Here is a 14,539-nt window from a genome sequence, read left to right as displayed (position 1 = left end):
GAGCCATTGGCTCTAGATCGACTTTCTCGACGTAGGCCAGTGAGCCAGCTTGCGCAAGAGGGGCTAACGCGAATATTGCAATGTATAACAATTTCACCTTGGAACCCCTGTATCGCCTAACGCTGGAGTTAAGCGGCGGCGCAGCCGTCCGCCTTGAACGAATTGTTATGCCCCTACGCGAGATCTGAAAGCCGTTTTGCTAACTGCTCGCGGAGACTTTTAAGGCCCTCGCCGTTGTTCAAATAGCGTATGTAACGCAGATGGCGAAGATCAAATGGAACATCGTGCTCGGACTGAGTAATAAGAATGACTTCTCGGCCTAGAGCATGCGCTATGCCTATTTCGTAGAATACGTTTGGATTACGACCCGTGCAGTCGCATACAACAACCTTGGCCCGGTCAATCAGATTTACGATGTCCTGAATAATCGCGGGATTTTCCCATATCTCGTCTGCGCGGCGGCAGCGCAAACGCACATCTTCTGTAGCACCTTGAATTGAATTGTAGACTTCTTGGAACGAAGCATCGAACGGCATCATGACAGAGACAAGAACATCCTCGGTCACCTCAGGGTCGTTGATGGTAAATACACGCGGCTTAGAGCGAGTAGGGGCAACATTTCGAAGTAATGTTTTGAATAAATCAGGCTCTTTTACTGCCCAATGAGTACGCGATAGCTCACCATTTGCTATGCCAAGCTCTAAACCAGCCTCTATGAGTGCTGCGTTCGAGATAGGGGGAATAGTTGGGTCGAACGTGAAACGAAACTCGTAGCTGCGGCCGGAAAGACGTATGTGCGAAATGTAGCCGACGCGAGCGAATTGCTGCCGGCCCGCCTGCGTTTCTTCTGCGAATAACACAGGAAAGGCTATGGCTCGTTGGAGGTCTACGCCGCCGCCCGCCCCGTGCAACTGAGCTGCGGTAGCAGCCTCCGTGGATTCGAACATACGACTTGCGAGCATTTCGCCGCGGGGCTCAGTCCAGTTTCCAATGTTTACAAGAAAGTTGAACAAGTTCGACCTCTCAGAGGGGCATAACGCTTGAGTTAAGCGGCGGCGAAGCCGTCCGCCTTGAACGAGTAGTTAGACCCCTTGCGGGGACTTACCACGGAGACTTAAGCCAATAGAAGCAGTGCGGACAATAGTCGATGTCTAGGGGTGATGCCCGCTCGAATGGACTGACCGGAGTTTGGGAACAGTGGGGACAGACCAGGCTGACTCTCTCTGCGGCACGAGCGATCATGAGGGCAAGAAAGAAAACAAGGAACAGGGCAACAACATAGATGTTTTGCAGATAGACGCCGGCAGCTATACAGGCCAACGCTGCCAACCCTATGGATGGCTGCACAAGTTTGTATCGTTTGCGATACGTCGATGTCGCTTGTGCCCAAGCGGCAATTACTTGTGGATCATTTACGGCTCGAATCGGCATTGGGTCTAACGCTTGAGTTAAGCGGCGGCGAAGCCGTCCGCCTTGAACGAGTAGTTAGACCGCAACGCGACGGCCCCTACGTTAGAGAAGCGATGAAAGCATAACGCTAAGCAAGCCGGCGACAACTGCAACGAGCAAAACCAAACAAAGTGCAGGCCCTGACAAGAACCCGAAGAAGCGCGCGTTTTTTGCGGAGAACGAATACCCACACTTAGGGCAACGAACCTTGGTAGAAACGCCCGGCATAGTGATGAACCCAAAGAGCACCGGAACGCCGCCCCAGACAAGCTCTTTGCGAGCATCGAACTTTGCGGAGCATTTGGGACAAGTATCCAGATCGCTCATTTGCGGCCTAACGCTTGAGTTAAGCGGCGGCGTAGCCGTCCGCCTTGAACGAAATGTTAGACGGGTGCGACACGACGCCTACCGAGAGAAGCCCTTGCCGGCCCAACGAAACGCTAGCAACAACAGGGCAGGAAATATCAAGCCGGTTATGACGAACCCTACGACAACAAAGCCCGGGATAGAGCCAACGAATATCGACGGCGTAGCAACCACGGTACGGATAGCTACAAATATGAGCCAGAGACCCCAAAGGACAATGTAAAGCCTGGTCAGTCCACGCTTCCAGTTCAGTTCCATCTGACACTCTCTTGTTGTCTAACGCTGGAGTTAAGCGGCGGCGAAGCCGTCCGCCTTGAACGAGTGGTTAGGCTGTATTGCCTAGAGTCACCAGAGAAAGAAAGGAAGAAAAGTCGGTTGCTATGTTCTCTATGCTGCCCTCAGGATCGATTGGGTCGAAGCTGATGACAGGCCAAGGCTCCGGTGCACGCATGTCGAACGCAAGAAGTGACCCACTTCCGTTACCGCCGAACACGAACACATTTTTCATCGTGTAGGTGCCACTAGCCCAATAGTCCAATGCAGCTTCAGCAGAGTCTAGGCAGAAGTTGTAAGGGGATATCGCAAGCTCCACCTCACCACCGTTACCTCTGGCTAGCAGATCAATGTAGTTCCCCGGAAGCGCAGGGATGGCAAGCAACAAAGCATCCAATGCATCGGAGGAAGCCTCGGTGTTGTTGAGCCACGATTCTCTTGGAGTAGCCATGTGAAGCCTAACGCTGGAGTTAAGCGGCGGCGTAGCCGTCCGCCTTGAACGAATGGTTAGGCGCGCCCACTTTGGAAGTACCCCTTTGCGCGGACGCTAACAGAGAAATAGACAAGGGTAATTGCGGCCCAACTGCCGCAGCCTAGCGCATATTGCAGAAGCGATGGGGTGGGGTTTGGCGCGCCAAACAACCAGTGCAGCACTTGGAACGGCAAGTACTGCAGCACGGGTAAGACAATAAGCAAAGGACGCACCCAACCACAGCGAAGCACTATGCCAATGCTTACCGCCACCATGAGCGGGACTGAAACCAAGATGGCAATTGCCTCACCCGATGCCCACATGTCCTCGTGAGAGATGAGCGTGCCAGCGAGGGTGAAAGGGGCGCCGGGAATGACGGCAGTAAGTAGCAAGACCACACTGAGGAGGATCGAAGCCACCGCAACCATGCCGAGTGGCCGCGGAATATTCCCCAGATCTGCAATCATTACCTTTAGTTTCAATTTGAAGCCTAACGCTGGAATTAAGCGGCGGCGGAGCCGTCCGCTTGAATGACTGGTTAGACGGCAGCACGCTACGCCGTCGGTGACCTGCACGATAGCGCTGCTTTGAAAGCCCGGCAATGCCGAGAAGGTTGTGGCCTGCGCGCGAAGAACGAACCGCTGACCACAAAAGCCACGCTGCGACAAACCGCGCGCACGACAAAGCCAGAAGATGCGAAATACGCCAACGCGCGCAACACACGACGAACGACCAAGCGCACGACAGACGACAACGCAGGCCAGCCCGAAACAACATGACCCGCGCAATTGATGCAGAGCGAGAAAAGGACGCGCGCGATACGACTACAAAAGGATGCTGCTCTGCCGCCTAACGCTTGAGTTAAGCGGCGGCGAAGCCGTCCGCCTTGAACGAGTTGTTAGGCCGCAATTGCCTGGGACACTCCGTGTAGAACGGCGACTAATATCGCGAGAGCGGTAAAAAGTGTCGCGAAATTCAATCCCGCGATCGGCAGCAAGCGACCACTTGTGAAGCCAATTGACTTTCCATTTGCCCTAATTTCCTTGGCGTTTGCGCTAATCGCCATGAAGACCAAAGAGCAAGATAGAGCCACCAATACGGCAATGATGCCAGTAGACAAAAGTGTGTAGCTACTTACGCTTAGAAGCGTAGCAAATAGAAAAGCCATAGCAGTACGTGGAACTGGATTCATATTCTTGACACTCCCTTGTGAATGATCCTTAGGCCTAACGCTGGAGTTAAGCGGCGGCGAAGCCGTCCGCCTTGAACGAACTGTTAGGCGGTACGGAAGCCCACCCTTTGGCGAACGATAGTGCCACACCAAACGCGCGACAAGAACGCGGAAAGGTAGGAGCCTGCGTGCGACAGACGACCCGCTGACGAAGTGGTGACGTTGCGACGTACCGCGCCCGCCGAAACCGAGATGGAGACGCAAACAAACACCGGCGCGCACGCTGCGAAAGCCAACCAAGCGCCCACGAGCAACACTCGCAGGCTGGCCGGAAGCACAACGAAGAAACGATGCTGATGCGAAGCCTGACCGAGATGCTGGCGTTGACCTGGCACCAACCGGAAATGCTCTTGAAGCCTAACGCTTGAGTTAAGCGGCGGCGAAGCCGTCCGCCTTGAACGAATTGTTAGCCGGCCTCAGTTTGCGAGCAAACGAAAGCAAACAAGTGCCAAGCCAGCTACGAGTATGAGCCAACGCGTGATGCCTGAGATAGGGTGATGCTGTTGGAAGGCGTCGCGGAGATTTTGCAAAGCGCCACATGACTCCAAGGGCTTTGCTGCAACATGGAAGCGGCTGTTGTCGCCGTATGGCTCCCACAGCTCGAAGTGCTTTCCGTGCAGCTCGAACTTGCAGAAAACATCGTCGCCACCAAATGGCCAAAGGCTAGGCTGGGTTGTGAGCGAGACGCCAGGAATGCGCGATACGAGCTTGCACGCAGCGCGACGCGAAAGCATGGCATTTGGCACCTCGAAGTAGATGACACGTCCTTGGGCATCAAGTCCTTCGTACGTTTTCATAGAGTAAAGGCTAACGCTAAGTAGACCCCAAAAGCGGGGTGTTGCGCGGAGTATGCGGTGCCGTTTCTGACCGTTCAAGCAGCGAACTCCTACATCAGATCATGCACTTGGGCTGCAGCGCCATGGTGGCTATGGGGGCAGGATGCTGGTGTTATCCGACATTTTTGAGGGTGTATGAGTTACGCAGATGAAAGTGAGGGCGTAACGGAGGCGAGAACGCCTCGGTTGCTGGATCAGGTGCGGGCGCGGTTGCGTTTGAAGCATTACAGCCTGCGCACGGAGCAGGCGTATGTGGGCTGGATCCGGCGGTTCATTCTGGCCAACGACAAGCGGCATCCGCGGGACATGGGCGTTGCGGAGGTGGAGGGTTTTCTCAGCACGCTGGCGACGCGGGGACAGGTGGCGGCGGGGACCCAGAACCAGGCGCTTTCGGCCTTGCTGTTCCTGTATCGGGAAGTGTTGGTGATCGAGTTGCCATGGATGGAGACGATCGTGCGGGCGAAGCGTCCGCAACGGGTGCCGGTGGTGCTTTCGCGCGATGAAGTGAGTCGGTTGCTGGCGATGATGGACGGCTGCTTCGCGTTGATGGCGTCGCTCCTGTACGGGTCGGGCCTGCGTCTGATGGAGTGCGTGCGCCTGCGCGTCAAAGATGTGGACTTCGGGCTCAACCAGATCTGCGTGCGGGACGGCAAGGGCGGCAAGGATCGGCATGTGCCGTTGCCGCAGCGGCTGCACGCGGGGTTGACTGCACAGATCGGGCGGGTGCGTCTGATTCACCAGCGGGATCTGGCGGCGGGCCATGGTGCGGTGTGGTTGCCGCATGCGCTGGCGCGCAAGTACCCGTCGGCGCCGCGCGAGCCGGGTTGGCAATATGTGTTTCCCTCCGGCAGGCTTTCGCGCGATCCGCGCGGCGGCGATCCGCGGCGTCACCACCTCGACGAGGCGGGGCTGCAACGCGCGGTGCGCGCGGCGCGGATCAGGGCCGGCATCGTGAAGCCGGCGACCTGCCACACCTTGCGGCATTCCTTTGCCACCCATCTGCTGGAGGCTGGCCAGGACATCCGCACGATCCAGGAACTGCTCGGCCACAAGGACGTCGCCACGACCCAGATCTACACGCATGTGCTCAACCGTGGCGGCCACGGCGTGCTCAGCCCGCTGGATCGTTGAGCTGCGGGCCGCCGATGCTCGTAGTTCGTCGGCGAGTCAGCCCGGCCGCGGCCAGTTGAGTTCCACGTCGTGCCCCACTCCGTCGTCGGCCAGCGCAATGCAGCCGTCCGCCTGCGCCACGCCATCCAGCCACACCATGCCGCGCGTGCCGGTGTCGCTTTGCCGCACGTGGATCCGGTACAGCGTGTCGTGATGACGGTAGTCCAGCGAGAAACCTTCCCACTCCGCCGGCAGCACCGGGGCGAAGCGCAGGCAAGCGGCCTCCAGCCGCAGGCCGAGCAGTGACTCCACGATCAGCCGGTACATCCAGCCGGCGGAGCCGGTGTACCAGCTCCAGCCGCCGCGGCCGACGTGCGGCTCGATCCCGTAGACGTCGGCGCTGACCACATAGGGCTCGACTTTGTAGATGTCCATTTCGGTAGCGTCGCTGCCGTGGTTGACTGGGTTGATCATGCGCAGCAGTTCCCACGCGCGTGCGCTGTCGCCGAGTTCGGCGAAGGCCATCGTGGCCCAGATCGCGGCGTGGGTGTACTGGCCGCCGTTTTCGCGCACGCCGGGCACGTAGCCCTTGATGTAGCCGGGGTCGAGTGGCGATTTGTCGAATGGAGGATCGAGCAGCTGCACCAGGCCGGCGTCGCGACGCACCAGATGCTGGTCGAGCGAGGTCATCGCCTGCTGCTGGCGTTCGGGCGAGCCGGCATGGGACAGCACCGACCAGCTCTGCGCGATCGAGTCGATGCGGCATTCGTCGTTGCCGCTGGAGCCGAGCGGCGTGCCGTCGTCGAAGTAGGCGCGGCGATACCAGGCGCCATCCCAGGCGTGCTGTTCCAGCGCGTGGCGCAGCTTGGCGACTTCGTCCTCGCAGCGCAGTGCGAAGGTTTCGTCCGCATGCAGCCGCGCCACTTCGGCGAAGCGCGTCAGCACTTCGCAGGAGAAGAAGCCCAGCCACACGCTTTCGCCGAAGCCCTTCTCGCCGACCCGGTTCATGCCGTCGTTCCAGTCGCCGCTGCCAATCAGCGGCAGCCCGTGCGTGCCGCGCGGCAGGCTGTGCTCGATCGCGCGCACGCAATGCTGGTACAGCGTTTCGCGCAGGCCGGAATGTTGCGGCAGGTCGTAGTACGACTCCTCGCCCGGATGCAGCGGCCGACCTTCGATATAGCCGACCTTCTCGTCCAGCACGCCGGTGTCGGCGGTGGCCAGTACGTAACGACTGGCGGCCAGTGGCAGCCACAGGTAGTCGTCGGAACAGGTGGTGCGCACGCCGCGATCCAGCGGCGGATGCCACCAGTGCTGCACGTCGCCTTCGGGGAACTGGTGGGCGGCGCACAGCAGCACTTGCACGCGTGCCAGTTCGGGCGCGGCGTGGATCACCGCCATCGAATCCTGCAGCTGGTCGCGGAAACCGAACGCACCGCCGGACTGGTAGTACCCACTGCGTGCCCACAACCGGCAGGCGATGGTCTGGTACAGCAGCCAGCCGTTGGCCAGCACATCGAGCGCGGGTTCCGGCGTGCGGACCTGCACGGCGCCCAGCGTACGCGCCCAGTGCGCACGCACCTTGGCCAGCGCATCGGCGGCCGAGCCGTTGCCGCGGAAACGCTGCACCAGCGCGCCGGCATCGCTGGCATTGCGGCCCAGCCCGAGCCGGAAGATCACCTGCCGCTGCTCGCCGTCATCCAGCGTCAGGTTCGACTGCAGCGCCGCGCAGGGATCGAGTCCGGTGCCGAGGCGGCCGGACAGATGCGTGCGACCCAGTGCGGCGGGTGCGCCCATACTGCCGTTGCGGCCGATGAATTCGCCGCGGTCGCCGTCGATGCTGCGCGCGGGATCTTCGAGGTCGAAGAACGCCACCCGGTTCGGGAACTCGCTGTTGTACGCGTTGCGCGCGAACAGCGCGCCGCTGGCGGGATCGGATTCGGTGACCACGTGCATCGCGGTCTTCTCGCGCAGATCGCCCAGCAGCCACTCGACGTAGCCGGTGACGCTGAGCTTGCGCGGCTGGCCGGAGTCGTTGCGCAACTTCAGCACCGAGAATTTCACCGAGGCATCCAGCGCCACATAGACCCACAACTCGGAATGGATGCCGTCCTCGGTGTGCTCGAACACGCTGTAGCCGAAGCCATGGCGGGTGATGTACTCGCCGTTGCCACGCGCGGGCAACGGCGTCGGCGACCACACCTGGCCGGTTTCCTCGTCGCGCAGGTACAGCGCCTCGCCGCCGGCGTCGCCGACCGGATCGTTGTGCCACGGGGTCAGCCGGAACTCGTGCGCATTCTCGGCCCAGGTATAGGCGCTGCCGCTCTCGGAGATCACCGTGCCGAAGTGCGGGTTGGCCAGCACGTTCGACCACGGTGCCGGCGTGCTGTCGCCATCGGCCAGCACGATCACGTATTCGCGACCGTCGGCGGTGAAGCCGCCATGCGGATTGGCCAACTGCAGCACAGGAAGCGTGGATACCGCCGGCGCGAGGGTGCTGGCGATACGTTTCGGTCGGCTCGGTTCGAAGCGCGGCGCATGGGTTTCCACCAGGCGCCGGCTGATCTGTTCGGCCAGGCTGCCGCGGTTGTCGGCCAGGATGATGCGTGCGCTGGCCTGCACCACCATCCGGTCCTCGCTGGACAACTGCTGCGCGGGGCGCACGAAGATGCCACCGGGACGATCGAGCAGGCTGGCCTCGCTGCCGGAGGCGATCAGGCCCATGATCGCGTCCTGCAATTCCTGCCGGTAGCCGGCGCGATCCTCGTTCCAGATCACCAGATCGACCGCCAGCCCTTTCAGTCGCCAGTACGCATGCGCCTGCACCAGCTGGCGCACCAGCTCGATCCGCGCCGGGTCGCTGATCTGCAGCAGCACGATCGGCAGGTCGCCGGAGATCGCCTGCCCCCACAGGCCGGACTGGCCGCGGCGGTTGCCGCGCAGCACGGCGGCTTCGGCGCGCAGGTTCGCGTTCGGGTAGATGATCGAGGTGGCCATGTGCTCGTACAGCTGCGCATCGGCGAGGCTGGCGTTGAGCTGGCGCAGCAGCACCTGGCTGTGCGTCCAGGCCAGGTCGAACACGCGGTCGGCGAGATGGCGGTCGCGGTATTTGCCGATCAGCTGCAGGCAGGCGTCGCGGCTGTGGGCCATGCCGGTGACCAGATCCACCGTGGCCGACTGTTCCGGCTCCAGCGTGATGCGGCAGCGGATCGCCACCACCGGATCGAGTACCGAGCCGGCGCTGTTGGACAGCCGCGCCTGCTCGCGATCCAGCATCTGTGGTTGCGCCGCGCTGCGGCCACGGCCGAGGAAGCGCGCGCGATCGGTTTCGTACGATATCTCGTCGATGTCGGCGTCGTGCACCGCCAGCAGGTGGCACATCCACGGCACCGCTTCGTCGTGCGCGCGCGGCCGGCGGGTGCACAAGATCGCCTGCAGCTCGCGCACCAGTTCGGTCTGCACGAACAGCTTGCTGAAGGCCGGATGCAGCGCGTCGGCCACCGGCGGCGCCAGCACCACTTCGGCGTAGCTGGTCAGCTCGATCGTGCGCCGCGTGCGGCTGCGGTTGGTGATGCGGGTGCGGCGCAGTTCGATGTCGTCCTCGGGCGACACCACGATCTCGGTGTGCGCGTCGAAGTCGCGTTCGCGCACGCGGAATTCGGCGCGTGCGTCGGAGAAGATCGCCTCGAACAGCTCGGTCTTCTTCAGCGTCGGCTGATACGTGGTGGACCAGTACTCGCCGCTGGCGACATCGCGCAGGTAGCAGAACATGCCCCAGTGGTCGCGCGTGATGTCCTCGCGCCAGCGCGTCACCGCCAGTTCGCCGCAACGGCTGTAGCCGCCACCGGCGCTGCTGAGCATCACGTGGTAATGGCCGTTCGACAGCAGCTGCACCGCCGGGCGTGGCCGGTCCGGATCGGCGAACACGCGCAGGCGCGCCTCGGTCGCGTGCGAGGGGTCGTCCAGTTCGGGGAAGCCGGAAGCGTGCAGGTATTCCGCGGCGGTCTTGGGAATGCGCTCCTGCAGCAGCAGGCTGGTCGCCTGGAACGGCGGCTCGGATTCGAAGCGGCGCTGCATCGGCCGATCCAGCAGCGCGTAATCCAGCGCCAGCAGGCTCATGCCCTGGTGATGCGCCATGAACGAGCGCACCAGCGCCGAGCTCTGTCCCAATGGCAGTCGTGCCGGGGTGTAATCGATCGCCTCGTACAGGCCGAAGCGGCCCTGTGCACCGGATTCGGCCAGCCGCTGCAGATTCCTGGTGGCCGCGGCAGGCGCCACCATCATTGCCAGTGCGGTGGCGTATGGCGCGATCACCACATCGTCGCCCAGCCCGCGCTTGAGGCCCAGCCCCGGCACGCCGAATGCGCGGTACTGGTAGGTGAAGTGCGCGTCGAGCGTGTTGTAGCCGGATTCGGACACGCCCCACGGCACGCCCAGCTGGTTGCCGTATTCGATCTGCCGTGCCACCGCGGCACGGCAGGTCTGGTCGAGCAAGGTGCCTTCGTAGCTCGGCATCACCAGCATCGGCATCAGGTATTCGAACATCGAGCCGGTCCACGACAGCAGCACCGGTTCGCCGCCGCTGGTGGTCAGCAGCCGGCCCAGCGAGAACCAGTTGTCCTGCGGCAGCTGGCCCTGCGCGATCGCCACGAAACTGGCCAGCCGCGCCTCGGACGCGAGCAGGTCGTAGTAGCTCGCGTCGAGCCGGCGCTCGTCGACGTTGTAGCCGATCGCCAGCAGGTCGCGCGTGCTGTCGTACAGGAAGCGGTAATCCATCTGCGCCAGTTCGCCGGCCTGTTGCGCGAGACGTTCGATCAGCACGATGCGTTCGCGTGCATGTTCGCGCAAGGCATCGGCGCCGGCGTCGGCGGACCAGCACAACGGTTCGATTTGCGCGAGCTGGCGCAGCGTGGGAATGCCGCGAAAGACGCTGTCGTCGTCGGCCGGCGGATCGAGGTTGAACGCGCTGGCCTCGTCGCACAGCTCGCTGGCTTGTTCCAGCAACGCGGCGAGCCAGAACTCGGCATCGCTGCCGGCTGCGACGCTGAGCTGCCGGGCCAGTGCGTGGGCGAGGTCCAGCTGGCGCTGCAGCAACGCCAGCGCGGCACTGGTGGTGGCCGGTGGCGCGGCCAGGGCGTCGAGCAGCTCCTGCTGCAGAAGCTGCAGGGCGCTGGCCTGGGACGACTCGAGTGCGTCGTGCAGCGCATGCAGTGTGTCGAGCAGGCCCTGCAGCACGCGCGGCTGGAACACCGGCTCGTCGGGCAGCGCCAGCAGGCCCGGCCGCAGCGTCAGCAGATGGCCGGCGAGGTTGCCGCTGTCCACCGCCGAGATGTACAGCGGCGCCAGCGGTTGCAGGCTCAGTGTGTCGTACCAGTTGTAGAAGTGGCCGCGGTGGCGCGCCAGCCGCAGCATGGTCGCCAGCGTGTGCTCGCTGCGCTGGAGCAGGCGGCCGGCACTGAGGAAGCCGAAATCGTAGCCGGCCAGGTTCGCCAGCAGTGCCATGCCGATGTTCGTCGGCGAGGTGCGATGCGCGATCGCCGGCCCTGGCTGTTCCTGCAGGTTGTCCGGCGGCAGCCAATGATCGGCGGGGCCGACCTGGTTGTCAAAGAATGCCCAGGTGCGGCGTGCCAGCGTGCGCAGGAAACGCAACTGCACGGCGCTCGGCGCGAACGCGGAAAGCCGGCGCGGCTGGCTGATCCACCACGCGATCGACGGCGAGAGCAGCCACAGCGCCAGCAGCGGCGCGGCGAGGACCAGCACCAGTGGCCGCTGCAGCGCCAGCGCCACGCTCAGCCCCAGCGCCAGCACCGGGCCGATCCACATCAGTCGCCACAATGCCGCCGCTGCATTGCTGCTGCGCCGCGCGACCTCGCTGGAGGTCTGCCATTGCAGCAGCCGGCGATGGCTGATCGTCATCCGCCACAACGTGCGCCCGATCGCATCGAGGCTGTATTGCACTTCGTGCGGCAGCCACGCCAGCGCCAGCGCCATGCGCGCCAGGTGCTGGCCGCCGGCGCGCCACGCGGCGCGCAGGTGCTGGTCCAGCTGCACGTCCTGCGGCTTCTGCGCCAGATCCAGCAGGGCCGCCAGCAGCGGCGGCACCAGCACCATCGCCAGCACCGCGAGCATCCACGAGAACACCGGCGACAGCAGCAGCCAGCCGGCGATCAGCAGCACCAGCAGGGAGGTCGGCACCAGGCTGCGGCGCAGGTTGTCGAGGATCTTCCAGCGCGACAACGCGGTCAGTGCGTTGCGGCGCCAGCCGTCGTGCGCGGTCGGCGCCCACGGCAGCAGCCACGGCAGCAGTTGCCAGTCGCCGCGGATCCAGCGGTGCCGGCGTTTCACATCGGCGTTGTAGAGGGCCGGGTATTCCTCGTACAGCTGCACGTCGCTGAGCAGGCCCGCACGCGCATGGCAGCCCTCGACCAGGTCGTGGCTGAGGATGCGGTTTTCCGGGAAGCGGCCGTCCAGGGTGCGTTCGAACGGGTCGATCGCGTAGATGCCCTTGCCGATGAACGAGCCCTCATGGAACACGTCCTGATACACGTCCGAGACCATTCGCGTATACGGATCGATGCCGGCGTCGCTGCCGTACAGTTGCGCGTAGCGCGAACGCGCGGTGCTGGGCAGGCTGATCCCCACGCGTGGCTGCAGGATCGCATAGCCGCTGACGACGCGCCGCTGCTCGGCGTCGTATACCGCGCGATTGAGCGGATGATCGATGGTGCCGACGAATTCATGCGCGGAATCGCGCGGCAGCTCGGTGTCGGTATCCAGCGTGATCACGTACTGCACCGGCGGCAGCGCCGCGATGTCGCCGACGATCAGCATGAAGCGCTCGTGCGCGGTGCCGCGCAGTGGCGTATCTGAATCGGCTTGCTTGCCACGCAGCAGTGCGTTGAGATCGGCCAGCTTGCCGCGCTTGCGCTCGTGGCCCATCCAGGCCCGCTCGGCCGGGTTCCAGCGGCGCGGTCGATGGAACAGGAAGAAGCGGTCGGCCACGTGGCTGGCGTAGCGATCGTTCAGCGCCTCGATGCGTCGTCGGGCCAGCCGCAGCAGGGCGGCATCTTCCGGCAGCGTCTCGCTGGCGGCATCGGCGAAATCGGTGAGCAGGGCGAAGTGCAGGTGCTCGTCCTGGTTGCCGAGGAAGCGCACCTCCAGCGCCTCGACCAGATCCTCGACGTCCTGCGTGCTGGTGAGCAAGCTGGGAATCGCCACCAGGGTGCGCGCGCTGGCCGGGATGCCGGCCGAATAATCCATCCGCGGCAGCTGCTGCGGCGAGATCGCCAGCGTGGCCAGCCAGTTGAGCAGGCTGAGCGCCAGCTGGCTGGCCAGGATCAGCGACGGCAGCGCGATCGCGATCAGCCCCCACAGCGGCAGCCGGTCGTGCGCGGCGGCCAGCACCAGCGGTCGCGCGAACGCGAACGTGAGCAGCGCCAGCAGGCCCAGGTAGATCGGCAGTGGCGCCTTGTCGAAGCCACGACGCAGCGTTTCGGCCAGCGTCGGGCGGATGCCGAGGCGTTGTTCCAGCATGCGCCGGCCGTGCTCGATCAGGTAGTAGCCGACGTGCTGCGGCATCGGTGCCGGGGTGGTTTCCGTGGGTGCCTGGGCCTGGCACAGCGCGATCGCCGCCTCGGCCACCTGCGGCTCGCCCAGCCGGTGCCTGCGGGCGATCGCTTCCACCACATGGCGATAGCGGTCGCGGGTGGCGAAATCCATCGCGGCATAGACGCCGGCCGGGTCCTCGCGCAGCGTCTGTTCGACGACGCTGTTGTGCTCGACGAAGTCGCGCCAGTCGATCGCCGACAGCAGGCGCAGGCTGCCGATGCTGTTGCTGATCGATACCTGGTTGGCCGCCTGCTGCTGTGCTTCCAGTTGCACCAGGTGCTCGATGCTCTGGCCCGAGGCGGACAGGCGTTGCTCGATCCAGCTCAGCGGCAGTGCCAGTGCCGGGCTCTGCCCCTGCAGCCGGCGCGCCATTTCGGCCACGAACGGTCCAGTCATCGGCGGGTTCGAACGCGCCATGTCGGCCACCACCAGCACCACGCTGTTCGGATCGTGCTCGGCGGTGGCGGTCATCGCATCGGCCCAGTGCGCGGCCTTGCCGCGATAACGCCAGTCCGCCATCACCCGCGCCGCGACCCGGCGCAGGTTCTCGATCAGGGCCAGCCGCAACATGATCGGGACCGCCCACAGTTCGCCCAGCCGCAACGGGGTCACGCTCTGGTAGGCCGCGAGGAAGCGGCTGAGGCTGGCGGTGTCGATCCGGCCGTCGCCGTGCGAAATGATTTCCAGCGCGAGGTCGTACACCCGCGGCAGCCCGGCCGAAGGACCGTTGGCCAGCCGCGGTAGCTCGCGGCTGTAGCCCTTCGGCAGGTGGCGCCGGGCGATCCGGATCTGTTCCTCGACCAGGTAGAAGTTGTCCAGCAGCCACTCGCCGGCCGGGGTGATGCGGCGCTTGCGTCGGGTGGCGCCGGTGAGCCGCTCGCAGGTGTGGGTCAGCACCGCCTCGTTGTCGGCCAGCCGGGCCAACAGCAGATCCGCGTTGGCGCGCAGGCTCAGGCGATGCTGGCCGGCCAGCAGCTGGCCGTGGCGTTCCATCTGCTCGGCACTGAACAACTCCGAGCGCAGCGCCGGTTCCTGCTCCGGTTTCGTGCGCGCGGCGGCCCGACGTCGACGCAGGGCGCGCAGATGCCGCAATTTGAGCAGGTCGAGCAGACTGCCGATATTCAAATCCGGTTTCCTTGGGGCACGTGGCCGGTCGGCGGCGCGTCCAGCGCGACGATGGCCCCGACGGCGGCCGTC

The 14,539-nt window shown here is 63.9% G+C and carries 5 protein-coding genes; 1 reads left to right on the top strand and 4 read right to left on the bottom strand.

The features are described from left to right. Positions 1-173: 173 nt before the first annotated feature. From B0E46_RS17910 to B0E46_RS14390, 3 genes are all read right to left on the bottom strand, one after another. A complete protein-coding gene (locus B0E46_RS17910) occupies positions 174-947 on the bottom strand; it encodes a hypothetical protein (protein WP_217316355.1) in 774 nt (257 codons plus the stop codon). Positions 948-2,140: 1,193 nt separating this feature from the next. Continuing rightward, a complete protein-coding gene (locus B0E46_RS14395; RefSeq protein ID WP_077556467.1) occupies positions 2,141-2,539 on the bottom strand; it encodes an SMI1/KNR4 family protein in 399 nt (132 codons plus the stop codon). A gap of 56 nt (positions 2,540-2,595) precedes the next feature. After that, the gene (locus B0E46_RS14390; RefSeq protein WP_168171218.1) at positions 2,596-3,135 is read right to left on the bottom strand and encodes a hypothetical protein; all 540 of its coding nucleotides are present in this window, start codon (positions 3,133-3,135) and stop codon (positions 2,596-2,598) included. Positions 3,136-4,762: 1,627 nt separating this feature from the next. Between B0E46_RS14390 and B0E46_RS14380 the strand changes: the two genes are divergently transcribed. Further along, positions 4,763-5,758 (top strand): integron integrase, encoded by a 996-nt coding sequence (locus B0E46_RS14380; protein WP_077556464.1) that lies wholly within the window; start codon positions 4,763-4,765, stop codon positions 5,756-5,758. A 36-nt stretch (positions 5,759-5,794) separates the two neighbouring features. Here B0E46_RS14380 and B0E46_RS14375 read toward each other — a convergent pair whose 3' ends face one another. Next, positions 5,795-14,467, bottom strand: a complete 8,673-nt coding sequence (locus B0E46_RS14375) for a glucoamylase family protein (RefSeq protein WP_077556463.1) — start codon at positions 14,465-14,467, stop codon at positions 5,795-5,797. Between the last annotated feature and the right edge of the window lie 72 nt (positions 14,468-14,539).

The sequence above is a fragment of the Rhodanobacter sp. B04 genome, from assembly GCF_002001125.1.
GTDB lineage: Bacteria > Pseudomonadota > Gammaproteobacteria > Xanthomonadales > Rhodanobacteraceae > Rhodanobacter.
This window is presented reverse-complemented; position numbering and strand designations above follow the sequence as displayed.

Coding starts and splice junctions, on each gene's coding strand:
- B0E46_RS17910 (WP_217316355.1), bottom strand. CDS start 947: ATGTTCGAATCCACGGAGGCTGCTACCGCAGCTCAGTTGCACGGGGCG.
- B0E46_RS14395 (WP_077556467.1), bottom strand. CDS start 2,539: ATGGCTACTCCAAGAGAATCGTGGCTCAACAACACCGAGGCTTCCTCC.
- B0E46_RS14380 (WP_077556464.1), top strand. CDS start 4,763: ATGAGTTACGCAGATGAAAGTGAGGGCGTAACGGAGGCGAGAACGCCT.